The 24,664-nt window shown below is 50.1% G+C and carries 19 protein-coding genes; all 19 read right to left on the minus strand.

Features of this window, described 5'->3' with window-relative positions:
• Positions 1–36: 36 nt before the first annotated feature.
• Positions 37–1,719 (minus strand): hypothetical protein, encoded by a 1,683-nt coding sequence (locus ACSV5M_RS13165; protein ID WP_439176696.1) that lies wholly within the window; start codon positions 1,717–1,719, stop codon positions 37–39.
• 312 nt (positions 1,720–2,031) lie between these two features.
• Complete coding sequence (locus tag ACSV5M_RS13170; RefSeq protein ID WP_439176697.1) at positions 2,032–2,814, minus strand: hypothetical protein; 783 nt, start codon at positions 2,812–2,814, stop codon at positions 2,032–2,034.
• Between the two features lie 61 nt (positions 2,815–2,875).
• Positions 2,876–3,823, minus strand: a complete 948-nt coding sequence (locus ACSV5M_RS13175) for a hypothetical protein (protein WP_439176698.1) — start codon at positions 3,821–3,823, stop codon at positions 2,876–2,878.
• A complete protein-coding gene (locus ACSV5M_RS13180; protein WP_439176699.1) occupies positions 3,796–4,944 on the minus strand; it encodes a hypothetical protein in 1,149 nt (382 codons plus the stop codon). Before ACSV5M_RS13180 ends, ACSV5M_RS13175 begins: the two co-directional genes overlap by 28 nt.
• Positions 4,945–5,181: 237 nt before the next feature.
• Positions 5,182–6,630: a sigma-54 dependent transcriptional regulator gene (locus ACSV5M_RS13185; RefSeq protein WP_439176700.1), complete on the minus strand. Its 1,449-nt coding sequence runs from the start codon at positions 6,628–6,630 to the stop codon at positions 5,182–5,184.
• 343 nt (positions 6,631–6,973) lie between these two features.
• A complete protein-coding gene (locus ACSV5M_RS13190; protein ID WP_439176701.1) occupies positions 6,974–7,252 on the minus strand; it encodes a hypothetical protein in 279 nt (92 codons plus the stop codon).
• Position 7,253: 1 nt separating this feature from the next.
• Positions 7,254–7,640, minus strand: coding sequence for a flagellar export chaperone FliS (gene fliS, locus ACSV5M_RS13195; protein ID WP_439176702.1), 387 nt, complete (start codon positions 7,638–7,640; stop codon positions 7,254–7,256).
• Positions 7,641–7,775: 135 nt separating this feature from the next.
• Positions 7,776–9,827 carry a flagellar filament capping protein FliD gene (gene fliD / locus ACSV5M_RS13200; RefSeq protein WP_439176703.1) on the minus strand — a complete coding sequence of 684 codons (2,052 nt, stop codon included), beginning with the start codon at positions 9,825–9,827 and terminating at the stop codon, positions 7,776–7,778.
• A 357-nt stretch (positions 9,828–10,184) separates the two neighbouring features.
• On the minus strand, positions 10,185–11,933 hold the full coding sequence (locus tag ACSV5M_RS13205; RefSeq protein ID WP_439176704.1) for a flagellin N-terminal helical domain-containing protein: 1,749 nt from the start codon (positions 11,931–11,933) through the stop codon (positions 10,185–10,187).
• A 336-nt stretch (positions 11,934–12,269) separates the two neighbouring features.
• Entirely contained in the window at positions 12,270–12,677 is a 408-nt protein-coding gene (locus tag ACSV5M_RS13210; protein ID WP_439176705.1) for a flagellar protein FlaG, read from the minus strand.
• A 57-nt stretch (positions 12,678–12,734) separates the two neighbouring features.
• The gene (locus ACSV5M_RS13215; RefSeq protein WP_439176706.1) at positions 12,735–14,468 is read right to left on the minus strand and encodes a flagellin N-terminal helical domain-containing protein; all 1,734 of its coding nucleotides are present in this window, start codon (positions 14,466–14,468) and stop codon (positions 12,735–12,737) included.
• Positions 14,469–14,956: 488 nt separating this feature from the next.
• Complete coding sequence (locus ACSV5M_RS13220) at positions 14,957–15,280, minus strand: flagellar protein FliT (RefSeq protein ID WP_439176707.1); 324 nt, start codon at positions 15,278–15,280, stop codon at positions 14,957–14,959.
• A 118-nt stretch (positions 15,281–15,398) separates the two neighbouring features.
• Positions 15,399–16,970, minus strand: coding sequence for a flagellar hook-associated protein FlgL (gene flgL, locus ACSV5M_RS13225; RefSeq protein ID WP_439176708.1), 1,572 nt, complete (start codon positions 16,968–16,970; stop codon positions 15,399–15,401).
• 27 nt (positions 16,971–16,997) lie between these two features.
• Positions 16,998–19,748, minus strand: coding sequence for a flagellar hook-associated protein FlgK (flgK, locus tag ACSV5M_RS13230; protein WP_439176709.1), 2,751 nt, complete (start codon positions 19,746–19,748; stop codon positions 16,998–17,000).
• 11 nt (positions 19,749–19,759) lie between these two features.
• A complete protein-coding gene (gene flgJ / locus ACSV5M_RS13235) occupies positions 19,760–20,866 on the minus strand; it encodes a flagellar assembly peptidoglycan hydrolase FlgJ (protein ID WP_439176710.1) in 1,107 nt (368 codons plus the stop codon).
• A complete protein-coding gene (locus ACSV5M_RS13240) occupies positions 20,866–21,966 on the minus strand; it encodes a flagellar basal body P-ring protein FlgI (protein ID WP_439176711.1) in 1,101 nt (366 codons plus the stop codon). Before ACSV5M_RS13240 ends, flgJ begins: the two co-directional genes overlap by 1 nt.
• A gap of 15 nt (positions 21,967–21,981) precedes the next feature.
• Positions 21,982–22,698: a flagellar basal body L-ring protein FlgH gene (gene flgH / locus ACSV5M_RS13245; protein WP_439176712.1), complete on the minus strand. Its 717-nt coding sequence runs from the start codon at positions 22,696–22,698 to the stop codon at positions 21,982–21,984.
• A gap of 21 nt (positions 22,699–22,719) precedes the next feature.
• Positions 22,720–23,505 carry a flagellar basal-body rod protein FlgG gene (gene flgG / locus ACSV5M_RS13250; protein ID WP_439176713.1) on the minus strand — a complete coding sequence of 262 codons (786 nt, stop codon included), beginning with the start codon at positions 23,503–23,505 and terminating at the stop codon, positions 22,720–22,722.
• A gap of 83 nt (positions 23,506–23,588) precedes the next feature.
• Entirely contained in the window at positions 23,589–24,332 is a 744-nt protein-coding gene (flgF, locus tag ACSV5M_RS13255) for a flagellar basal-body rod protein FlgF (protein ID WP_439176714.1), read from the minus strand.
• Positions 24,333–24,664 lie beyond the last annotated feature (332 nt).

The following is a 24,664-nucleotide window of genomic DNA, read 5'->3' on the forward strand; positions in this document are numbered from 1 at the left end:
TCCTGTTCGCACCAGCAATACGATATTCAGATTAACTTATGGTGGTGACACAGCAGATTTCGATAGCACAACCCGCTGACCGTTCACCAGATCAATCGCCATTAACGCTTTGCGCTCTTTGTCCACCACCAGGCCGTAGGTCATGCCTTCTTCAACATAGACGGACGTTGGATCAAGTAAGGTATTTAAGGCATTGGGGGTATCAGCATCCGATAATATGGTTCGTGCACCCTCCTCCTCGCCCCCAAGTGCCAACGAAAAAATAGCATCTAAACCACGGTCAACCATCAATGCGCGATCATTGGCTGCATCAACGGTAATTGATGTTAAGACATGGTTACCTGAGGCGGTGAAGAGATTGTCGGTATTCGGAATGGATGCTGTAGAAAACGGGGTTCTCACACCCGGATTTTCCTCTGAGAGATCAATAGCCATGACGAGTTGTTCACCCGTAGCAGTCGTTACCAATGCTCGATTACGCATGTTATCAACGGCTATTGCACCAACGCTCGTTAATGGATTTTCTCCATCTACTGGAATATTGTTAGACGACCAACTGACAAATTCATACTCTTTCGCTATCGGATCTAGGGCGAGAAATGCACCGTTTTGAAAGGAGCCAAAATAGATTCGATCAGCATCAGCACTAAATGCCAGGTGCGAAACACGTGATGTAGCATGTTGACTTCCCGCATCACGAGCCCCCGTTTCCAAGTTAACGGACAAAACCGTGGGGCCTGACGTTAAGGCGCTCTCAGTAGAGCTACCAACGTACGCAACGCCGTTTTCACTATCTACGGCAATACCGGCATAGTTAAAGTCAGTTCGCTCGAGCAACAACGGGAATTCATCCCCTTCTTTATTTTCAGAGAGAATACTGCGTATCCCAGTCGCTAAATCCACTGCATATATCGCTCTCTGCTCAACATCAACCACCAACGCCTGGTTACGCTCTGCATCTACTGCAACCGTTTGCGGTGCAGAAAACTGAACCTGATCATCAGGGAATGCGATGTTTAAATCAACCGAATGGCGGACTGTTACGCTAGCCAAATTATCACCCTCGCTGCCCACCGAATCCCGTGCCGTCACATTTAAGACATTTTCCACACCAGGCTCTAATGTCACCTCCGCAGCCCAGGTTGCGTAACCATCGTCACTTGTCGCGGCAAGGCCGTTGACTTCTACACTTTCCACTGCATTCAATTCATCACTCGCGGTACCACGTACCAGAATCGTTGTTCCTTCGGTCAACGAGACGGCTGGAGGAAAGGTAATGGTTACAGACGGGGGGGTGTTATCGATGATTGTCGCAATAGAAAATGTTGCACTCACACCGCCTATGGTAAGAGTGGCCTCGCCAGTTTCATTAGTTGCTTCAGGAGCAACTAACTTAACGGTGACTGACTGATTATTGTTGATGGTGCCTTCTGCGCTGGTGTAGGTCGCGCCATTGATCGAATATTCGCCACCCACAATACTGATTGGTGTGGGTCTATTAATACCATTGATGGTGACCGCCTCGGAAATCACCTCTTCCCCCGGCTCCACGTCCTGCTCCGCAGGGATAGTAAAGGCATTCGGCGTTGTATCCGGCGGCGCCATCGGCGGCTCTTTGCCCCCGCCCCCACCACTTCCGCCACACGCGGTCAATGCCGCAATAATTCCTATGAAAAAAGTGTGTTTGATCCATGATTGCGGGCTTTGAACAATCGTCATGACGAGTAGTACTCCTGTAACAAAACGTGAATTTTTGCGACAACCTTGAGACCAGGCGGTTTCAGGGCAAACGGCGCAAAGTATGACAGAGGTCACATAAAGGGAGTGTGATGGTGTTAAAAAATAGTACGGAAGTTATAACCAAAATTAGCGAAGCGTCCCTTCTGGTGAAGAACAATTGCTTGCTTCTACTGATTTTAGAAGCTGGTATCTGTTAAAAATTGTATGAAAACCTCATTTGTTCAACATCCAGCCTCTCAACTGGGATACGAGACAATAAAAAGACGTAAGACTCAATAGCCGGTTTTTATTTCAGATGCGAAAAAGGTAACCCATAAGCAGACCCATCCATATCAGTATTAAAGCCAACCAGGGGTTTTCGAGGATACAGGTAGAGAGATCTTTCCAGCTGTAGGGATCTTTTTTATAACGAACTCTTACAATTTTGACTGCCAAACTACCGAAGCAGGAAAAAAATCCACCCTGGATAAACTCGTTAGGCATTTTCATACCCAACTGGTGTACCAGACGCACCGCACGAACGCCACTCGTAGTGGGCCGATAAAGCTGAACCAGTTGGTTTTCCATGGTGATGCCTTGATCAATCAAAATTTCCATCGCCCGAGAAAGCACTGACGAGCCTCCAGAAATAGCAAGCCAAATACACCATTCCCTTGGAGCCTCAGCAAGTGCTTTTGCCAATAAAATCGCTGCCTGTTGTACCTGATTCGACTTGATCGACGCATCAATTGCGTCATCACTTAAATGCCCGATATTGCCCGGATAGAGAATGTCAAATGATTCCATGATTGTTGCCTGTGTAATAGCCATCTTGTGTAGCGTTTTAATTGCGTTTTCTGCTGCGCTTACAGGATCTTTAAACGTGCCATCACTAATCACAACAACTCTGCCATGTGCAGCTGTAATTTTGCAATTACGTCGATAAACGGCATTATACCCTCTCGTCTTCTTGGAAATAGCATATATACCTGGTTTACATTGTGGCTGCTCGTGATCGGGTGAATCTATGGGTTGATGAGTAGATTTATTACGGGAATTAAATCCGGGAGGGGTAGACGATATACCAGAGGTCACAACAGACTCCTTTCTTTCATCAATAGCACCTGACTCTAGCGTCGAGATTGATAAGGCAGATTTAATTCAGTTTATTCTGCGAGGAAATTAATACGTTATTTTTAGCCACTTTGGGTGAAGGCTCAACCGAATTACCTACACTTTCAGGCTTAATTGGCCACTTTAACTCCCCATACTCAGCAGTAAGAGACATGTTCGGGCAATAGCTTTTTATCTCGTTCCATTGCGCCTGCATTGTAGGTCCAACTTCGAGGGTGAAGCTATCAATAATGGACTCCAGGAGATTAATAAGTGGGGTTTGATCATAATTCATATCCCGTTGGTACAATCCACCGAATGAAATACAAACAAATCGATCATGAGAAGCCGGAAAAACTACGTGCTTTGTAATTTCGCTCCCTTGTCCATCAAAAATCTCAAATGATGCAGCTTGGACTGTGGGAGATATCATGATTATTTTCCAGCTTAACGGCCCCCTATAACGAGCCTCTCTATCAATTTTTTCAAATCCGTAACGAGAGGAAAGAAAGTCTGCAATGGCAGTTTCGAATACACGCGGATGGAAAAAACTAGATCCGGTAAAATCCTCTTTTACATGCCCATAGAGCGTTCCAGACATACTGAGACGGGCTCTATATCCAGAAAACCATGGGGCCATAAAGTACCATCTCCGATAGTGGTATGCACTGCATTGCCAGCGATGATTTGGCATTATGGCTTCATCAATATGCCTCAAGGAATAATTCAAGATATCATTTCTACCACTGGAGAGATTCTGTGTTGTATTGCGATGCTGTTCGCTACCATAAGTAGAATTTGACCAAGGCGCTTTAAAATGAAACAGGCTATCTCCGATACGCCAATTTTGCGATCTTAATTTAGCAAAATAGGGCCCTTTGGGAACTACATAGGTCGTCGTATCAAGCATACCTGATAGCGTTAAAGGCAAATAACGTAGCCAATCCAACATTTCCAGTTTTCCTATTTGTTCTTGGGCTTTTGAAACCAATCTTTACCTGTAGTCCATAACAAATGGGCTGCACTAATGGTTCCAGTTACCACAGCGCCAGCGCCAAGCAAACCAACAGATCCATATGCCAATGTAGCCAGACTTAGCGTCGCTCCTGTAACACCTACAACCATTAAGCCCCCTTTCGCCGAATCACTTGCATAATCTTTCCACCCATAGGGGTCGCCACTGTTGCGCACTCGGTAGCGATTACTGACCATAGCTCGAATATACGCTATAGGCCCTCCCGCCTTAACCAAGGAGCCATTTGTTTTGAATCCTAACTGGTGGATCAAATGAATAGCCTGCCCTGGGCTCGTTGTTGGCTTGTACAACATCACAGTATGTTTTGGTAATTGGATATTTTGTTGAGTCAGAATATGCATCGCTTGAGTAAGGACGATAGAACCATCAAAATCTGAAACCCAAAATATGCCTTGCTTTTTATTAGAACTAGCCATTGCTTTTGCCAAGACACTTGCCGCACTGAAAGTTTGGACGATAGATTTGGGATCATAGTTGCGTTTGCCCAGCATCCCCCCATCCAAGGCGGAGAACATAAGGTCAAATGACTCCATTCGAGCAGCTTGCCCTGCATCCATAGATCTCAATCTTGGAAAAATGTTTTCTGCGGCCTTCTGAGGACTCGGTGAGCCTGGCGCAGACACAATGACTACCCTGTTATCTTGGGGTGTGACAAGTCCATTACTCCGATATGTCACGTTGACTTCAGCACCTAATTTAGATACTGCGTATATACCGGGCTTATTTTGTCCCCTTCCTATCTGCTGATACGCCACCGGATCTAGCTCCAGACTGGTTACGGTATAGGTATCATTAGATCGTCGTTCAATTGTCGCTTTAATTCCCGGCAGGTACATATTGAACATCTGGAATGTGTGAGCGCGAGAATCGTTAATATTTGGGATAAAAACGTTGTGCTTACCACAAGGACCAGCCGAGAGAGATTGCAGCTGCTTCAAAGCAAGCATTGGATAGTAGTACCCGGCTTTGGCCGCACGCTTAAGCACGGCAATTTGCGGCTCAACATTCGGAGCAAAACGAATTAGTTTACCGGTGGAGTTAAAACGGGTGGAAGGCAGGTTGGCTTTCGAGGTCATAAGAGCGTCCCTTCATTACATCATTAAATCAACCCACGGATATGCCATCGTGTGTACAAAGATTGAACAGACGTGGAGTTTAATTGATTCAATGGGGAAGAAACCATCTTAACAAACCAGCGGTCCTCTACGACCAGCAAAAAATGTGCGGTACTTCACATCAAATAGCTCGTGCAAACGCGATGCATTCGGTCATCTGAATACCTTCAAACGAATAACGAATTAGTGTTCTGGACCTCACCGCTGCAAATCATACTTCCGCATCTTCTCCACCAGGGTCGTGCGTCGGATACACAGCCGATCCGCTGCTCTGGCGACAACGCCACCACAATCATTTAACGCCTGTTGAATTAAATCACGTTCGAGGTTGGTGATGTATTCGCGTAAGTCGATGCCTTGTTCTGGTAACAAAGGCGTGTCGTTCATGCTGACGTAACTGGCGTTGCCGTTTAACGCGGTTGCTTGTGCTTGCGGGATAAATTCTTCATCGGTTAAATCGACGTGGCGATATTTCGGCGGTAAATCCTGTACCCCGATGACGCCGTACGGGTGCATGATGGCCATGCGTTCGACAAGGTTGGCCAGTTCGCGTACGTTGCCCGACCATTCGTGATGGCACAGCGACATAATCGCCGCCGAATTAAAACGAATGGAACCGCGCTGCTCGCTTTCCATGCGCGAAACAAGTTCGTTAATCAACAGCGGAATATCTTCTTTGCGTTCTTTAAGCGCGGGTAATTCGATGGGAAATACATTGAGCCGATAATATAAATCTTCGCGGAAACGCGCTTCGCTGATCATGCCTTCCAGGTTGCGATGCGTTGCGGCAATTACGCGCACGTCAACGGCCTGAGTTTTATTGCTCCCTACCCGTTCAAAACACCGCTCTTGCAAAACGCGCAAGATTTTTACTTGCATGTTGAGAGGCATATCACCGATCTCATCAAGAAATAATGTACCACCTTCGGCCAATTCAAAACGGCCAGCGCGGGAATTAATCGCGCCGGTGAATGCACCTTTTTCGTGGCCGAATAATTCGCTCTCCAATAATTCAGCGGGAATTGCACCGCAGTTCACCGGGACAAAGGGCTTGTCGCGGCGCGGGGAGTTGTAATGCAAGTTGCGCGCGACCACTTCCTTACCGGTGCCGGACTCGCCAGTGATCAAAACGGATACGTCTTTGTCCGCGACTTGCGACATCATCTCGCGCACATTCTGGATCACGCGGCTGGTACCTACGAGGCTGCGAAACAAATGCGCAGGGCGGCGTTGCGGTTGACGTTTGCTGACGGATTGGGCTTCTCGATACAGTTGGGCGCGATGCAGTGTATCGACCAGTTTGTTGTAGGTGGGCGGGATTGACAGCGTGGCAATAATCATGTGGCGTAATGAATCTTCGAGGCCATCGTCAATAGCTGCCTCAACGCCAATCAGCACCACAGCGAGTTCATCGTTCCATTGACGCACGTCTTTAAGTAATAACTCCAGGCCCTGATTAGCGGAGCGATATTCACCGATAAACACCGCCGCATAATCTTCACTTGCGGCCTCGGCACTTACCGCTGCCTGCCATTGGGACGCCGGGGTAGCGAGGCTTGTTTCACTGAGGAAGTCGAGCAAAATCTTTAAATCGTGTCGACGTTGTTGATCATCGTCGATTACCAATACTTTATTATTACGCCACATACCGCTATGACCTTATGTCGTTTTCAGTGGAAATACAGCCACCCCTGGACAATTACCCGCCACAAGCAAACCATGCTTTCGAGTCAAACTAGTGACTAGCGCCACTAAGTAATAGACCAGAATAATGGCTTGGTCAAATAAATGACGCTGGGGGTTGCCTCGATCAATGAGGTCAAAAATTAACCACACATCACCCTAAAATGTGATGTGCGTCGAAAAATTGGCGATTTTGGCAGTGTTTGGTGTGGGGAGCAATCCCATAACAGTCAGTTTTGACGGCCTTGATGAATCGGGGACCGAAGGAAGGATGTTTCAACGAACGGATTACCGCGATAGCAGCAACTCAGATCGCCATGGCTGCCACCTGCTGGCGACAACTGTCAATCACCGAGGCATACACGGCTTTTAACTCTTTCAGGGCAGTGAGTAATCCCGCCTGGCCTGCGTGGCGATTGGCCTGGATCACTTTGTCCACAATCAGCGGGCAGGATTGGTCCAGCCGGCGCAGCTTCATCCAGTCGCCCGCGTGCAGTGCTGCTGACATCTCGCGTTGCAACACGCGCAATTGCATAATGCCGTGAATGCCGCTGTAGTCCGGATCAGGAACCAGGGTTACCGCCATCTCACACCTCCGTTGCAATGGCATCCCAGGCAGTTTTGATTTCACCCAGTAAACGCGCACATTCATCCAGGCGCTCGGGGTCGTTGTGAAAATTGGCCTCCGTCAAACGACGAATAATGTAATCGTACAGATCGTCGAGATTGGCAGCTAATTGGCCGCCCTCCTTGTCGTTCAGGCTGCCTTGCAATCCGCCGACAATATTGACGGCTTTGCCGATTAACTCACCTTTGCGGGCAATTTGATTTTGCGACATGGCACCTTTGGCCTGAGCAATACGCTCAAGCGCGCCTTCGAACAACATCTGGATCAGTCGGTGCGGTGATGCGTCCATTACACCGGATTGCACTTTGAGGGAAGAATAACTTTTTGCTGCCTGGTATGGATTCATAGGACTGTCTCTCGCCGGTGATAACTGCAGCTTGGCTGCGCTTACCGAAGTTAGCGGCACACCTGGAGTGAACTTTAGGTTGCCAAAAAAATTTAATTTATGAACATAATCGCTGAAACACTACGGTAACGGCGCTTAATTGTTCTTGGACGTAAATGGCAAGCGATCCACCAAACCGTCAAGGAAACTGCCCGTATTATTCAAGCTACGCACGATAGATTCCATCGCAATAAATTGTGATTGCAAACGTAACCGATAAGCCTCACTGCGACGCTCCACTTGCTCCATGTCTTCTTCAACATTATCAATTTCTTTATTGATATTGGTTTCGCGACCTTTGATCAAGCCGGAGTTTTTCAGGAAGTCATTGATCAAGCTGTCCATCTGCCCGGCGAAACCGCGCGAAAAACCAATGGTCGCGTTGGTGACACCGGGAGTAACCACCATGCTCAAGCCTTCGGCTTTACTGCCAATAGCCGGCAGTAAAATGTTGCCAAAACCAAATGCCGTCACGCCATCCACAGTACCGGCGACATCTTTACCGGCTGTGCCGATACCGGCACTGATTCCGAGGTCTGCCATATCGGCACCTACACTGGTGAAGGAGACATTGCTTGCTGCACCGTAGGCGTTAGAGGTAAATTCAAGCTGATTCGTGTTGGTATTAAACGCGACCTGTACACCCACCCGGCCGTTTTTAATCTCTGAATCCAGGTTGATTAACGATTGCATCTCCGCCGCCAACTCTGTACCGCTAGCGTAAACCTTGCCATCCGGCAGCGTGATGGTCGCGGCGCTTTTACCGTCCACAACAATATTGAAACTGTAATCTTTTCCGGTTGTGTCAATTGGAAACGACATTGCATCAGCAACAAAGCGCCCTTTCTCCGGCTGCTGGGTAATGACGACCTCATAGTTGCCCGGTTGGCTCGCGCGACTGAACGCGGTGACATCCAGCAAACTATTGGATGATGAGGTTTTGGGTGTGAATAAATCCCTCACTGCTTCAAAGTTTTTATCGATGGCTGCGCGAAAATCGGTATTGGTTCCGTTTTCAACAATTTTTAACGTGCCATTCAATTCTGTACGAATACCCAGCGTGGATAACGAATCAAAACCGTTGGTAATGCCAGCGACTGAACCGGTCATCATAGAGCGAATACTTTGCAATAAATTTTTGGCCAGCGGATCCTGGCGTAAGCTGCCGTACTCGCCCAACTCTTCATTAAAACCAACCAGTTTTTCGACCTCACCGAGAAAGGTATTGTAGGTGCTCACAAAATCGCGAATGGCGGTTTCGGCAATACTTTTATCAGCAGAAATATTGATGCTCACCGTCTCTGTCGTTGAGCTGTTGAAGATGTCAAACTCCATGCCGTCAATCACATCTGTCAAGTGATTGGACTCGCGTGTTAACAATAAACCATTGACGCGTATCAGCGCATTGGCACCGCCCTGCTCCTGCGCTAAGGCTTGATTGGCGGTATTGAAATTGAAGTTAGCCAAACCTGGAGCGTCGCCATCTTCTGTAGCGGTCAATTCAATCTCGTTAGCTTCACCAGAAGGCGCGGTCAACAATAATTTATAAGAACCCCCGTCGCTTACGATAGTCGCCTGAACACCAATGTCCGCTTTGTTTATCGCGTCGCGCAATCCACTGAGGGTATTGTTGGTGTCATCAATCGTAATGGTCGCACCGCTCTTGGCGGTGTTTACCGAGAATTCATCGAGCGCTTCATTCCAACTACCAAAACGCAAGGTCAAGGTGCCCTTGCCTACCGCATCATTAACGCTTGAGTAGGAGCCGGAACTGAGCGATTGCGCCTGGGCTATCTGTTCAACCTTGAGACGGTAATCACCCGCCACGGCTTTGGCATCCAACTTGGTAATGCCTAACAATGACGTATCAGGAATCGATACCGCTTTGGCATTGAAGGTATCGGGGCTGGCGAGTGCATTGGCGGCGGTTTGTAAGGTTGCAAAGGAACTGCGCAGCAAACCGAAGTCAGAAATTTGGGTTTCCAGGAGCGTCTGGCGCGAGGTAAGGCGGTTCAGTTCCGGTGCCTTATTGATTTCCACCAGTTGCTTGATCAGTGACGCCGAATCAATACCCGAACCACCGCCCAGCGAATTGATGATGCTGGAACCGGGATTGGTGGTAGTGCTTGAGCTGGTGCTGTCAACCATGAAAACTGTCCTCTGGCGCGGGAAATGATATCCGCAGACACGTGCTATGCCTGTATCTCTAAGCATAGCGGCAATACTTGCCCAAACTTTAGTCGAATTGAAAAATTTTCTTTCCAGGTCCGGCAGTGAAATTAGCCGGAGTGTATCGTCGGATTACGCCCCGTTGGGGCTGATTCGACCTACTTCGGGAACCGGGGTCGGATTACGCCCTGCGGGCTAATGCGACCTACGGACTTTGAAAATTCCAGTAGGTCGAATTAACTGCGCAGCAGCGTAATCCGACACAATCACATCCATCAAATACAATCCCGGTTGATCGGATCAAGGCTACATCACCCTAACCCGGTCGTTTTTCCCTTATTGCAGCAACTGCAATACCTGTTCAGGTCTGGCGTTAGATTGTGCCAACATGGCGGTCGCAGCCTGTTGCAAAACCTGGGCACGACTCAGATCCGCCGTCTCCGCAGCAAAGTCAGCATCCACAATCCGCGAGCGGGCGGCAGATGTTTTCTCTGAAACGTTCGACAGATTCGACACGGTAAAGTCCAGACGGTTGTTCACCGCACCGAGATCGGCGCGTGTTGCACTGACCTGGTCAATACCCTTGTCGATGATCGCAATAGCACGCTGTGCGCCCTCGGCCGTGGAGATATCAATACTGGCTACAGAACCTACACCTTCTGTCGCATTACGCTCTTGCAAGCCGGTAAACGCGAGAACATCTGCCGCAGTTGCTGTTGCTCCATATTTGATAGAAATTTCACCACCACTGGCTGAACGCAAAGCGATCTGATCCGTACCGGACAAGAAAGCCACCACACCGGTTTTTGAAGAGGCTTCGTTGATGACACGAATGGCTTCCGTTGTGGTATCGCCCACCGCCGCACCGGCATTAATCGCACCGATCTCAATACCATTGATAATCAGGTCGCCTTCGGCGAGTGTGCCATCCGCTGTCAGGGCAGTGATGGATGAACTCACCAGGTTACCGTCCGAGTCTTGCGCATCAATACCTAACGCCGCCATCTCACCGGCGGCAATACCTGCACCGGTTTCAATAGTCACGCCGCGCTTCTCAACACTGGTGTCGTTAAAGACTAATGAGAAATTGGTGAGACCGCCGTTGGTGACATCATCCAATCCGGTGGCAGCGTTGTTGGTCGTGTTGTCAGCGACGGTAATCGAGGTAGCTCCCGCTGCCGTCAATACCAGTTTGCCGCTTTCATTTAACGTGGCTTCGATGCCGGTTTCCGCGTTAATTTTTGCAACCAACTCTTTCATGCTGTTAGTGCCGGTAAGCACGTACACTTGCGAGTTGCCGTCACCGTCAACCTTGGTCAAGGTCAGGGTGTCGGTACCCGCGCGCAAAATACCCGAGCCGGTATTATCAGACGTAATTTGCACCAGTGATGCCGCTGCAGCACCTTTACCATCGAGATCGCTATTGATGATGGCCAAGGCTTCGTTCAAGGTCCCTGCCGGGCTCAAATCGCTGATCGCCGTACCATTGATGATCAATTCATCGCCGCCCGCCAAGTCAGTTAAATCACTTAAACCATTCTCTGTGGCCTCACCTACGATGTCCCCGGAAGAACCACCCAGTGAAGAAGTGCTGAAAGATGCAATTCTGATATCAATGGTTTGGTTAGCTTCAGAACCCACTTGCAAAGTGGTGTTGCCCAAGGAGCCATCCAACAACGGTTGACCGTTAAAAGAAGTTGTCTCGGCAATGCGATTTAATTCCAGCTTTAATTGCTGCACTTCCGCATTCAAGGTATTGCGGTCAGCATCAGAATAAATACCGTTCGCTGATTGAATAGACAGTTCACGCATACGTTGCAAAATATTGGTTACTTCCTGCAACGCACCCTCGGCCGTTTGCACAAGGGAAACACCATCATTGGCGTTGCGCACAGCCTGGTTCAAACCGCGAACCTGGGAAGTCATGCGATTGGAAATCGCAAGGCCTGCTGCGTCGTCTTTCGCAGAATTAATGCGTTGACCAGACGCCAAGCGCTCAGTAGAACGATCCAGGGCGTTCCCGGAGTTCATCAACTGGCGTTGCGAATTGATCGACGCGACGTTTGTGTTAATGACTAAAGACATAATAAATCTCCTAGTGATTATTCCTGCTCAGAGGATTTACTCTCCGGGACAAGTCGATTGACGAAGCCTGTAAACTTGTCAACAGACTTCTGGCAAACCCTGTGCATTACTGGCCAACTGCTCTATAGCCAACACCTTCAGGATTTTTACATGGTGCCTGAGTGCCTTTTTGCACAGACTGTGCCAACGAAATAATCGGTGGAAATTTTTGCAGAGATTGCCGCTGAAAATTGCCGCGGCTTAAGAAGCTTTTTGGTGAATGGAAAATAAAAAAGGCGCACCTTTCGATGCGCCTTTTTTATTGCTAACACAAACAGGTATCGCGTTATAAGCCTGCTAGGCCTGCGCGCTCAACAGATGTAAATTTCCTTCTGAATCAAAGCCTTGCGCCAACTTCAGGAAGATCTCATCAGGGATCTGGCGAATCACATCCTGGGTTACCCGGTCCAGAACTTTTATCACGGTTTCACCCGCTTCCGGATCGTAACTGAAATGTAAATCGCGCTGTGTGGACTGAATATATTCATTCATTTGTGCCACAGCAGCCTGAACTCTTTTACTGATATCGGCGCTTACATCAGGTTTGATTTCCGCTTCCGGTACAACGACCTCCGGTTTAGCGGCAACATCTGGAACTTGCGGCGGCAAGGTCTTGCCGCCAACATCCCTGGACCCTGCAGATGATGGAGCCAACACAGTAGCAACGGGATGTAGCCTGGCTTCTGTTCTAGTGACTTCACTCATATGCGTATTCCTCGAAATGATAAATTCGCCGGGTTGCCCCGGCGATATCTATCGGCCTTATTGCAACAGTGACAGAACTTGTTGCGGTCTGGCGTTGGACTGGGCCAGCATCGCTGTTGCTGCTTGTTGCAGTACTTGCGAACGGCTCAGGTTTGCAGTCTCTTGAGCGAAGTCAGCATCGTTGATACGTGAACGAGCGGCTGAGGTTTTCTCAGAGATGTTCGCCAGGTTGGATACAGTGAAGTCCAGACGGTTGTTCACAGCACCGAGATCCGCACGGGTCGCACTCACCTGGTCGATCGCTTTGTCGATGATGCTGATAGCTCTTTGCGCACCGGCAGCTGTTGATACGTTGATACTGGCAACTGAACCTGAACCCTGAGAAGCATTACGCTCTTGCAAACCGGTTACCGCCAGAACATCTGCGCTCGTTGAGCTATCGCCGTATTTAATGGAAATTTCGTCACCACTGGCAGATCGTAAGGCAATGCCGTCTCCTGCTTCGTTAGTAAATGCAATGACGCCAGTCTGGGCCGAAGACTTGTTAATAACTTTGATGGCTTCTGCCAAAGTATCACTAGCAGCAGCGCCGCTAACGATCGCCTCAATCTCTACCCCATTGATAATAAGATCGCCCTTGGCCAGATCTGTGCCGGTTGTTGCCGAAACAGCGGCACCTTCAATGTTGCCGTTAGAATCTTGCAAATCGATACCCAAGTCATCGCTAGCAGCAAATGCACCTTCTGCTTCGATTTTTACGCCTCGCTTATCGGCGCTGGTATCTGTAAAGACAAGCGAGAAGTTGGCTGTAGTGGTTGAGGAAAAGCCAGACGCAACGGCACTGGTAGTACTGTCAGTTATAGAGATATCGGTAGCCCCTTGGACATTCAGTACCAATTTACCTTTGTCATTCAGGCTCGCTTCAACACCCGTTTCCTTATTAATCTTACTAACTAATTCGTTCAGACTGTTGGTACCGGTAATAACGTAAGACTGGGAATTACCGTCACCATCTGTTACAGCAATGGTCAATGAGTCAGTGCCTGCACGCAACACACCGGAGCCTGTGTTATCGGCGGTAAGTTCTACTTGTGCTGATACTTTGGCGCCTTTTCCATCCAGATCAGCATTCATAATCGCTAATGCTTCGTTCAGGGTGCTTGTGCTACTCAAGTCGCTGATGATTGTGTCGTTCACTTTGATGGTATCAGTACCATCAAGAGCTTGAAGATCAGATAAACCGTTAGCCACTGCCTCACCAACGATGTCACCGGCGCTGCCACCCAATGAAGATGTATTGAAAGAACCGATTTTTACTTCGATGGTTTGGTTAGCCAGTGCGCCCACCTGAAGGCTGGTTGACCCCAAAGAACCATCCAGCAATGCGCGACCGTTGAACGAGGTGGTCTGAGCAATACGATCCAATTCTTGTTTCAGCTGCTGGACTTCAGCATTCAGGGTGTTGCGGTCTGCATCGTTGTAAATACCGTTCGAAGACTGAACAGCCAGCTCACGCATACGTTGCAGGATGTTGGTAGATTCTTGCAGTGCACCTTCAGCGGTTTGAATCATGGACACACCATCGTTAGCGTTACTGATGGCGCGGTCCAGACCACGAACCTGTGAAGTCATGCGGTTACCAATGGCGAGGCCGGCGGCGTCGTCTTTGGCTGAGTTAATACGGTTACCGGAAGACAAACGCTCGGTGGCGCGGTCCAGAGCGTTGCCAGAGTTCATCAACTGACGCTGGGCGTTGATAGATGCAACGTTGGTGCTAATTACTAAAGCCATGATCAATCTCCTAAAATTTTGGTTCTGTTCACAGTCTTTTGCGAGTTGCTGCGACCAGTCTGTTGGTGAAGCCTGAGAACAGTCACACCAGGTCTTCTGAAAAGGTTATCGTCCGGCTTCGGCAGAGCTTTAGAAGATTTTTAACAAAATTGCGAGTTGACGATTGAAAATTTAAAAACCCTTTAAAATCAATTGGTTAGAAATATAAGAAAATGCGCCTGGAAGTGAGATGGGTAAAAAAACGGCGGCTTTCGGTGCACTAATTGACGTGAAACAGCCAATTTACCGATTTCCAGTTATAAGAAAACAGGTGGGTTCGGTCTCGATCCCGTAGGTCGGATTAGCGCAGCGTAATCCGACAAAGAGCTGCAGATGAGATTGGTGTGTGTAGGTAGGGCATTGTCGGATTACGGCGTTACCTAATCCGACCTACGAAAATACGAATGTATAGGGCGTAGCTCGGATTAGCATAGTCTAATCCGACAGAATCAAAGGCCTTTATAGGCCACGACGGCTTTGGTGGCTTTGATGGATTGACGCAGTTGTTCGCTGATTTTTGCTTTGCTGCTTTCTGCAACCTCAACGATTTGCTGGTCAGTGGCCTGGATGGCCTGAATTAAGGATTTGGCTTCATCGACCAATCCCGCCTTGGTAATGGCGATGAGGAATTGGCTTTCGCCCAGTGCGGGCAATTTGGCCTGGCGTTCCGCCATGTGAGTTTCGAAGGCTTCCCAGTCGTCGGCTTGGGCCAGCGCCAATAGGGATTGGGTTTGGGCGAGAAAACTTTCCAGGGGAGCGAGGATTGAGGGCATTTGGGTCAAACCTTTTTCGCAATGTGTGTTTCAGTTTAGTAGGTTGTGTCGGGGTGCATGTGTTGAGGGGAGTGTGATATTCCCCCAAACGTGTCGGATTACGCTGCGCTAATCCGACCTACAGATAACTGAACAAGGTCAACTGGCTGACTTTCACAAAACTTTGCTGCGCTGCACTCAACACAAATGTTTCCATCTGCAACCGCGTGGACGCTTCTGCATAGTCAAGGTCACGCAGGTCACCCAACACTTTGTTGCTATGAACTTTTGAGTCCAGATTCAAATCCTTTGAACTCTCCAGGGTATTTAAGCGCGCACCCACTTCGCCATGCACCGAGGTAATGTTGGTCAAGGCAAAATTTAAATTCACCAGGGTTTTATCCACCATCTCCTTGAACTGCGCCTTACCCTCTGGCGTGTTATCGATATTTTTCATCGCCTGACTAAAACGGGACAAGGTAGTTATCAGCGGTTGTTTGTTGGTTGACTCAATAAAAAATGAATCCCCCGGGCGGCCATTAGTTGAGGTAACACCCGTGCTGGTGGTTAAGCCCGTTGCGTTATTCACGTCAGCATTGCCGCCGCGCAGCGTCACGTTCATGCCGTTGGCAGAGGTAATTCCCGCTGGCGTCACCGTTAAACCAAGATTAGCCAGTTTCGCGGCGTTAGGACCGGCGGTCAGTGCGTTAGCAAAATCTGTTGCGTTGTTTACCGCAATGTTTAAATCCAGCGTTTCTGTTCTTCCACCAACGGACACGGTCAAGGTGGTGGGGCTTGCCGCAAAATCAATCGGTGCCGCAGCCGTATTAAACGCAAAAGGTAAACTCGCTGCCGTAGGCGGCATGGGCGCACCGGAAATTTGCAGGCTAACACCTTGCACTTCAATTTCCTGGCCCGGAGTGTACACCGCATTAGCGACCAACACGCGACCGCTGTTGCGCTCGGTAATGGTGTAATTCGCCGCAGCCGGCGCGACAGCGGACGTGGCATTAAAAGTGACTACCATGTCCTCCGGGAATAACGCATCAAACACTTCCTGATCAACAACCTGACCGACGCTAATGGTTGCTGCGGGGACAGCCCGGTTAACAGGATTGGCGGAGGTCGCGATTGTGTTGTGACCGCTGGGGATATCCATAAATATCCGCTTGCCGGAATCACTCACCGCCACGTTCACGGTATTGGATGCTTGCAGACGCAACTGCCCTTCATCGCCGTGATAGGAATAATTACCGCCCCCATCACTGCTAAAGGGTTGGGTACTACCCTGGTAACCGGCAAAGATATACTGTCCGCTTGAACTGCGTGTATTTTGCAGGTTGAGTAGTTCTTCAATGCGGCTGTCAATTTCCGCCGCATAGGCTTTGTAATCGTCCGGGGTTAATACGGCGGTGTTACCGGCAGCGACGGCAATTTCCTTCATGCGATGAATCAGATTCGTCACTGATTCCAAAGCAACCTCTTCGAGGTTCAGGTTATTTTCTGCAATCGTAATATTTTTATTGTATTGCTCAATGCGACTTAATTCCTGAGTGATCTGCAAAATCGTGGTCGCTGCCACCGGATCATCGGCAGGCGATAACAAACGTTTACCCGATGCAATCTGTTCATCGGTGCGTGTCACCGCCGCCTGGGCTTTCGCCATACCGATGTTGGCGATGTTATAAATTTGAGATGTGGATACACGCATGATAATTAGCCGTCCAGCTCGTCTAGGTTAAACCGAATTCAACAGGGTATCGAACAGATCACGGGCAACCGAAATAACCCGCGCATTGGCGTTGTACATTTGTTCAAACTTAATCAGATCCGCCGCCTCTTCATCGAGGTTCACACCGGATACACTGTCGCGCAGGGTTTGTGTTTGTTCCAGCAAACTTTTACTCGCCGAGGTGTTGATGGAAGACAAATTACTTTTCGTACCCACAGTTTCCACCAGACGGCTGTAACCGCCGGACAAACTCAATGCCCCATTTTCAATCGTGCCTTTGGTTTCCAGCTCAACAAAGCGCAACGCATTGCGGTTGTCGTTACTGGCGTTACTGTTGAAGCCAATCGTGAACGTATCACCTGCCTGGGGCTGACCTTTGATGGTCACCTGGTAACCCAGATAAGAAGACTGCGCAAAATCGGCGGCGGTACTGTCGCCCAACAATTGGCTGTTGGTAGGCGAAGTTCTTAGTTTTACGCCGTCCGCCATAGTGATATCGATGCGCCCACCCACGGTAATCGCGCTCTGGTTACCGGCGGTGGACTCCGCCAGGGTAATTGTTGGATTACCGTTGCTGTCGTGCACGCCGATGGAATTACCCGCGGTAGTCGCGGTAAACCGAATGTCCAGATTTACGCCAGACGATGCCACCATTTGCAATTCCGGCGCACCAGTAATCGGGTTACTGCCGCTGACCGCGCGAATACCCAGCGAGGCCAAATCAGCATTGCCATTAATCTGCTCGGCGAGGTAATCATTAAACGCGGCCAGGTTGCCCGGCACGGTCGGGTCAGGGATGCTGATATCCGGCGCACCGGCGGTGTACTGCAGTAAGTCCACACCGTTGACAGAAATTTGCAACGGCGCAGAAAAATCATTGATGTTGATATCACTGATTGCTGCCGTGGTCATCGCATTGGCCGATACGCCCGAAATATTGCTTAACATGGCTGCGGTTTGCGCCGCCGATGCATTCGCTTGCGTGGTGACCACTTGTGAAGACACAGCGCCCGTCACCGGGTTGGTCATGACAAAGGTATATTGTTCCGCAGGATAAGCATTCACCTGCCCCACCAGACTGCCAATCGGTAAGTTGGCCGGCGTGCGCCCGGATGGTAAACCGGTCCGTCCGCCATCGCCCATCACCCGCGTCTCACCCACGTCCGTGGAAAATACCGGGTTATCCACGCCGGGAATAAACACCTGGTCGCGCATCGGTGGATTTAAGTGCTTCGGATTTGCCGGATCAGAATTATCCAACACGTCGTATGTGGTGGCGGATGTAAAACGAATAATCACCGGTGGTGATAATTGACCCGCGTTGGCAAATGCCGGCAAGGTGTTGCCGTTGCTGTCTACCAGACCCAGGACTTCACCACTGCTGATCACACCGCTACCGGTATTACCGGACGAGGTGCCGGTCCGCACCGCTACCGCAAAGGCCAAATCTTCCGGACGGGTAAGTTGGGTTTTAATATCGCGGGCACCGTTGATTGTCGGTTGCAGGGTAAAACTGTCGCCGCCCTGGAAACTGCCGCCTTCCAGGTTCAGGGTTAAGCCATCAAACGAAATTTTCAGCGGATAGGCACCGGTTAACATCCCCTGGCTAACGATCTTGTCATCCGCCGCACGGGTAACAATGTAGTTGTTGGTATTGGGAACGATTTGAAAACTGTAGTCGCTATTGGTCAGCAGCGCCGGATTATCGATGGATAACGACAAACGGCGGTCATCCGGCAAGGCGTTGCGCCCGTGCTTGATGCGGTCGGTCATGGCTTCCCGGGTGTTGATATCACCAAATAATAATTGGCCGTAGTCGCCATCCATATCCAGACCTTGCTGCTGGAGCTGGTTAAACTGATCGGCCAATACAATGGCCACGCGGCCCAATTCATTCATTGCGGGGTTCAGAACATCTTCCCGAAACTGCAAAAGTCCACCCAACTTTCCACCGGTAATTTGTTGCGTAACATCAGCAGTTTGTACGCCGTTGGTCAAATAAATCTGACCGCCATCGCGCACGTCAAACTTGCTGACCTTTTGCCCTACCACCAGGGGCTGACCGTTGCCGATAAACACATTCACATTGCCATCGTTTTGTTTAACCACCTGGATGGATGTGAGTTCCGATAGTTTGCGTAGGGCTTCGTCGCGCTGGTCCAGTAAATCATTGGGTGAGCCTTGTCCGCCCGCACCTTTATCGTTGATCGCCTGGTTCAGGTTCGCAATACTTTGCGCGAGCGCAGTCATCTGTGCGGTAACCGCTTTAATTTCCTGATTGACACCCGACTCAATAGCCTTAAGGCGGTTATGTAAATTATTAAAACGGGCGCTCAAGCTGTCTGCCTGGCTGATAACCAGCTGGCGCGCCGGAATGGAAGAAGGATCGTCAGCGCCGTTTTGCAAGGCTGCAAAAAAACTTTGCAATGAACCGGACAACCCCGTCCCTTCATCCGCAAATAATTTATCCACCTGACCGATGTTGGTGTTGTATTTGTCGAGTTGATGGAATGCAGATGTATCCAGACGCAATTGGGTAATGGTAAATTCATTGACCACCCGCTCGATGGATTCGGTGGTAACGCCATTCCCTAGATAACCGGCAGCGCCGATGCCGTATTCCGGACGCGTAACATAATTAACCTGTTGGCGACTGAAACCGGCCGTATTGGCATTGGAGATATTATGGCCAGCGGTGCGCAGCGCATTCTGGCTGGCTTGCAAACCGGAGACAGCGGTAGACAGTAAACCGGACATGGTTACCTTCCTCAGGTTTCGTCAGTCGCGCCAGCCACACTGGCCAGCGTTGCTGTTGCAGAGCGAATCGGCTCGCTGCCCAACAGGGATTTAATCTTATCGGCGTAAGCCGGATCAGTGGCATAACCCGCGTCCTGCAATGCCTCGGCGTAAGCAGAAGAATTCACACCGGACTCCAGTGCCTGGCGATAGCGCGGATTGCTTTGCAAAAAGTTCACGTAGTCCGCAAAGCTTTCAGCGTAATTACCGTAACGACGGAAGTCAGCGCGCTCTTGTTTTGCTATCCCCTGCCGATATTCCAGCGTACTGACATTGACACTTGCTCCCTGCCAACGCCCATCCGCTTTAATGTTGAACAAATTAAAACTGTTAGCACCTGCTTGGGTGTGAATTACATGTTTACCCCAACCGGTTTCCAGCGCGGCCTGGGCCAGTAAAACATCGGCATTCACATTGAGGGCCTGCGCGGCTTTTTCCGCGTAAGGCTTCAAGGTGTTAATAAATTCATCCGGCGAATTGGCTATACCGTTTTTATCGCCAGTGACTGATGTGGCTGCCGGTGTGCGTTTGGCCATCGCCACCGCGCGCTCAGCTTGCGCGTAAGCCAGCAGGGAGGCGTTCAGGTTGTTATTCACCGGAACCGGGTTATTGCCCTGCGAGTCTTCGGCAAACGCACTCAATAGTTGTTGCCCTTGCAGCACCTCGGATAATTGTTTAACCGGTACGACCTCATCGGTGGAATCAAGGTCGTAACCTTTATTTGTCGGCAGCGGACGCTGTTGATCACCATAAGCTCGCTGCATTTGCGCATAAAGGGCATCAGCCAAACCCAGACCGCGCCCGCTGGTTAACTCCAGGGACATTTGTTGATCGAGCATATCCTGGTGAAATTGCGTTTCACTGCTATTGAAGTAGCTGCCTTCCGCAAAGACTTCATTGGCAGAACGCATGGTTTTCAACATTTGCTGCAAAAAGATGGCTTCAAATTTTTTCGCCACTTCTTTCAACGCTTGGGGGTCATCATCGCGCCCCAGATGTTTAATATTATTCAGCGCCTGGTTATTCAGGAATGAATCCTGCGCGGCGTGCAGCTGATTTTTAGTGTCGACGGGAATCATCAGATCACCACCAATTCTGCTTTCAGTGCGCCGGATTGTTTAAGCGCTTCCAGGATCGCCATCAAATCCGCTGGCGATGCGCCCACGGTATTGACGGATTTAACGATATCTTCCAGAGACGCGCCCGGCGCAAACTTGAACATGGGATTGGTCTCTTCCGTGACTTCAACACGGCTGTTGGGCACGACCACGGTTTGGCCCTGGCCAAATTCGTTCGGCTGGCTGACGGTCAGACTTTCCGAAACCGATACAGTCAAACTGCCGTGCGTTACCGCTACCGGCGACACGCGCACGTTTTGCCCCACCACGATGGTGCCGGTACGCGAATTAATAATGACCTTGGCAGCTTCTTCGCCGGGTTTCACATCGAGATTTTCTAACATGGCTAGAAAATCCACGCGATGTGCCGGATTCACCGGTGCATCCACCATAATGGAAACGGCATCGAGCGGACGCGCGGTATCCGGCCCTAATAAATCATTGATGCTTTTGGCAACGCGAGTCGCCGTCGTGAAATCGGCGCGGTGCAAATTAAAGATAATCGGTTGGCCCGCCGCGAAATTGGTATCCACCATGCGCTCAACAATCGCGCCACTGGGAATGCGGCCCGTACTTTGAATATTCACTTTAATATTGGAACCGTCGTTACCGGTTGCACCGAAGCCACCGACAACCAGGTTACCCTGGGCAACAGCGTAGACTTTGCCATCCAGCCCTTTGAGGCTGGACATCAACAAGCTGCCACCGCGCAAACTTTTGGCATTACTGATGGACGACACGGTAACGTCCAGGGTTTGACCCGGTTTGGCAAAGGCAGGTAATTCGGCCTGTATCATCACTGCCGCCACGTTTTTCATTTGCATCCGCGTGCCTTCCGGTACGGTAATACCGAATTGCTTCAACATGCTGTTAAACGATTGCACGGTAAAAGGTGATTGCGTGGTTTGGTCACCCGTGCCATCAAGGCCCACCACCAAACCGTAACCAATTAATTGGTTGGCACGAACGCCCGCAACGGACGTGAGATCCTTGATGCGTTCAGCCTGCGCACTGAACGCCAGCGGCAAACTTATCAAGATAATAATCAGGCGACGCCACATGATGTTTCTGCTCCGTTAAAAGGGCCAGTATTCGCTGTTAAAGAAGCGCGCCAACCAACCCATGGATTGCGAGTCTGCCAGTGTGCCGGTACCGCTATAAGAAATTTGCGCGTTGGCCAGGCGGGTGGACACCACGGTATTGTTCGGTGAAATATCATCGGGCCGCACAATGCCGCTGATGCGAATAAATTCATCACCGCGGTTCAAGGTCATCCATTTTTCACCGCGCACCACGAGATTACCGTTGGGTAACACTTCTGCGACAGTCACGGTGATATTGCCTTGCAAACTGTTGCTTTGGTCAGCACCGGCATCGCCATTGAATTCACGGTTTTGTTGTAACGCCGTCTCTAGAGTTGAACCTTTAAAAGCCGGGTTATTACCAAAGAGCGGCCCTGCATTGAATGTGGTGTCACTTTCTTTGCTGACACTTACGCCGGAGCTTTTGCGCGAGACAGTGCGTTCCGTCAAGGTAATCGTGATGATGTCACCCACGTTCAGGGCTTTGCGGTCATCAAACAATGACAGGCCATAACGCTCCTGGAACAACGAGCCTTCGGTGCGCTGGGGCATACTCGCCGTCGGTGAAACCGAGGGCGCGTAATAAGGATCGCCGGGCGCCGGTTTGTCGTTGGACATACAGGCCGACAAACTCAAAACACTCAACAGCACCAGCGCCAGACCTTTGCTGCGTGCTGCCAGATGTCGCGATGATGTGCTGATCAGTTTCATGATGGATTTAACTCCGTTGGCTTAAAGCGTTTGGGTAATGTATTGCAGCATCTGGTCGGCGGCGGATACGACTTTGGAATTCATTTCGTAAGCGCGTTGGGTGGTGATCATGTTCACCATTTCTTCCACGATATCCACGTTGGAATTTTCCAGGGTACCTTGCAGTAAACGACCCATACCGTTTTCACCGGGCGCACCTTGTTGCGGGTTACCACTGGCTACAGTCTCGCGAAACAGATTGCCACCGATGGCTTGCAGACCGGTCGGGTTAATAAAATCTACCAGCAAAATATCGCCGATCTGTTGCGGTTCAACTTCACCGTCCCTGAACGCACTGACGATACCATCGGTACTGATAGTGACGTGGTTCGTGCCCTCCGGAATATTGATCGCCGGCTCAATCAGCATGCCTTCGTTATTCACCAATTGGCCTTCACCGTTAATTTGTAGTTGGCCGTTACGGGTGTACGCCAGCGTGCCGTCAGGCATCAGGATTTGCAGGAAACCGCGCCCGTCGATAGCCACATCCAGCGGTTGCTCAGTCACCTGCAAACTGCCTTCAGTAAATTGTTTTTGTGTTGCCACCACGCGCACACCGGTACCCAATTGCAAACCCGATGGCAGCTCAGTGTCTTGTGTGGTTTGTGCGCCCGGTTGGCGCTGGACCTGATACATCAAATCTTCAAACACAGCGCGATCGCGTTTAAAACCCACCGTACCCACATTCGCCAGGTTATTGGAAATGGTGGTGAGTTGTTTATCCTGTGCGGCCAACCCGGTTTTGCTGACATAGAGTGCGGCGTGCATAGTGTGTCTCTCTCTGGTTCATCCCGCCGAAGCAGGATTTAAAAAATGTTAAAAGCGGAAAATGTTTTCCGCTGTTATGCCTATCAGGACATTTGCAACAGGCGTGCCGAAGCACTGGAATTTTCTTCTACCGTTTTCATGAATTTCACTTGCATCTCGTATTGACGCGACAAGCTGAGGATATCGGTGAAAGCGCTCACGGCATTCACGTTGCTGCCTTCAAGGAATCCACCCATCACACGCACTTCGGCGGCTACCGGTGCGGCCAGGCCATCGCGCTGACGAAACAAACCATCTTCGCCCTTCTCGATATTTTGCAGGTCAGGATTCACCAGACGAATACGATTGATCTCCACCATGGCTTCCGGGCCCTGCCCTTGCGCCACCATGGATAAAGTGCCGTCGCTGCCGATTTCGAGTTTTTCCAGCGGCGGAAAGGTAATCGGACCACCGTTGCCCAGCACCGCCAAACCGTTACTGGTACGCAGCACGCCATTGGCGTCGATGCTGAGGTTACCGGCGCGGGTATAGGCTTCCGTACCATCAGGGGCCTGGACCGCGATAAAACCGGGGCCGCTAATGGCCAGATCCATTTCGTTGCCGGTGTTGATCAAGGGGCCTTGCTGGAAGTCGGTGGCCGGCGATTCAGTCAGCGCATAGGCGCGGGTCGGTTGGCCTTCGCCGTAGTACACCGCCATGCTGCGCGCCTGGGCGAAGTCCGAACGAAAACCGGTGGTATTGAGGTTGGCGAGGTTATTGGCATGGACCGTCTGCGCCATCATGTTGTGCTTGGCACCGGTCATTGCGATGTATAACGCCTTGTCCATCTGTAAACCCTCTGGCCGTTAATTTTTTGGCAGTTTTGTGGATAAACAGGGTTTTGCAAGAGCGGTGCCAAGTTGGCGTGAGCGGTGGGAGTATCTTTAATGTGTTGATGTGTAAGGGAAATTTTTGGATTGAAGGGAATCGGGGGAGAGGGAAAAGCGGGGAGGAAAAAGGAAAAGCGGTGGAGCGGCAAAACGCTGCCGCTTGTTTTGCCGCTGTTGCCGGTGGTGGACGATGGGGTGTCGGATTACGCCTTTGGCTAATCCGACCTTGTATCTCTCTGAAGAAGTTGATTAGCTACCAACTTCAACACCCGAGCCGGGTGAATGCGTAT

It is taken from the genome of Cellvibrio sp. ARAG 10.3 (assembly GCF_051846955.1).
GTDB lineage: Bacteria > Pseudomonadota > Gammaproteobacteria > Pseudomonadales > Cellvibrionaceae > Cellvibrio.

What these genes read in the sequence shown, in the direction of transcription:
- flgL (WP_439176708.1), bottom strand. Translation starts at nt 16,970, where the DNA reads ATGCGTGTATCCACATCTCAAATTTATAACATCGCCAACATCGGTATG.
- flgF (WP_439176714.1), bottom strand. Translation starts at nt 24,332, where the DNA reads ATGGACAAGGCGTTATACATCGCAATGACCGGTGCCAAGCACAACATG.
- flgG (WP_439176713.1), bottom strand. Translation starts at nt 23,505, where the DNA reads ATGCACGCCGCACTCTATGTCAGCAAAACCGGGTTGGCCGCACAGGAT.
- ACSV5M_RS13185 (WP_439176700.1), bottom strand. Translation starts at nt 6,630, where the DNA reads ATGTGGCGTAATAATAAAGTATTGGTAATCGACGATGATCAACAACGT.
- fliD (WP_439176703.1), bottom strand. Translation starts at nt 9,827, where the DNA reads ATGGTTGACAGCACCAGCTCAAGCACTACCACCAATCCCGGTTCCAGC.
- ACSV5M_RS13215 (WP_439176706.1), bottom strand. Translation starts at nt 14,468, where the DNA reads ATGGCTTTAGTAATTAGCACCAACGTTGCATCTATCAACGCCCAGCGT.
- ACSV5M_RS13240 (WP_439176711.1), bottom strand. Translation starts at nt 21,966, where the DNA reads ATGTGGCGTCGCCTGATTATTATCTTGATAAGTTTGCCGCTGGCGTTC.
- ACSV5M_RS13210 (WP_439176705.1), bottom strand. Translation starts at nt 12,677, where the DNA reads ATGAGTGAAGTCACTAGAACAGAAGCCAGGCTACATCCCGTTGCTACT.
- flgK (WP_439176709.1), bottom strand. Translation starts at nt 19,748, where the DNA reads ATGTCCGGTTTACTGTCTACCGCTGTCTCCGGTTTGCAAGCCAGCCAG.
- ACSV5M_RS13190 (WP_439176701.1), bottom strand. Translation starts at nt 7,252, where the DNA reads ATGGCGGTAACCCTGGTTCCTGATCCGGACTACAGCGGCATTCACGGC.
- ACSV5M_RS13205 (WP_439176704.1), bottom strand. Translation starts at nt 11,933, where the DNA reads ATGTCTTTAGTCATTAACACAAACGTCGCGTCGATCAATTCGCAACGC.
- ACSV5M_RS13165 (WP_439176696.1), bottom strand. Translation starts at nt 1,719, where the DNA reads ATGACGATTGTTCAAAGCCCGCAATCATGGATCAAACACACTTTTTTC.
- fliS (WP_439176702.1), bottom strand. Translation starts at nt 7,640, where the DNA reads ATGAATCCATACCAGGCAGCAAAAAGTTATTCTTCCCTCAAAGTGCAA.
- flgH (WP_439176712.1), bottom strand. Translation starts at nt 22,698, where the DNA reads ATGAAACTGATCAGCACATCATCGCGACATCTGGCAGCACGCAGCAAA.
- ACSV5M_RS13180 (WP_439176699.1), bottom strand. Translation starts at nt 4,944, where the DNA reads ATGACCTCGAAAGCCAACCTGCCTTCCACCCGTTTTAACTCCACCGGT.
- flgJ (WP_439176710.1), bottom strand. Translation starts at nt 20,866, where the DNA reads ATGATTCCCGTCGACACTAAAAATCAGCTGCACGCCGCGCAGGATTCA.
- ACSV5M_RS13220 (WP_439176707.1), bottom strand. Translation starts at nt 15,280, where the DNA reads ATGCCCTCAATCCTCGCTCCCCTGGAAAGTTTTCTCGCCCAAACCCAA.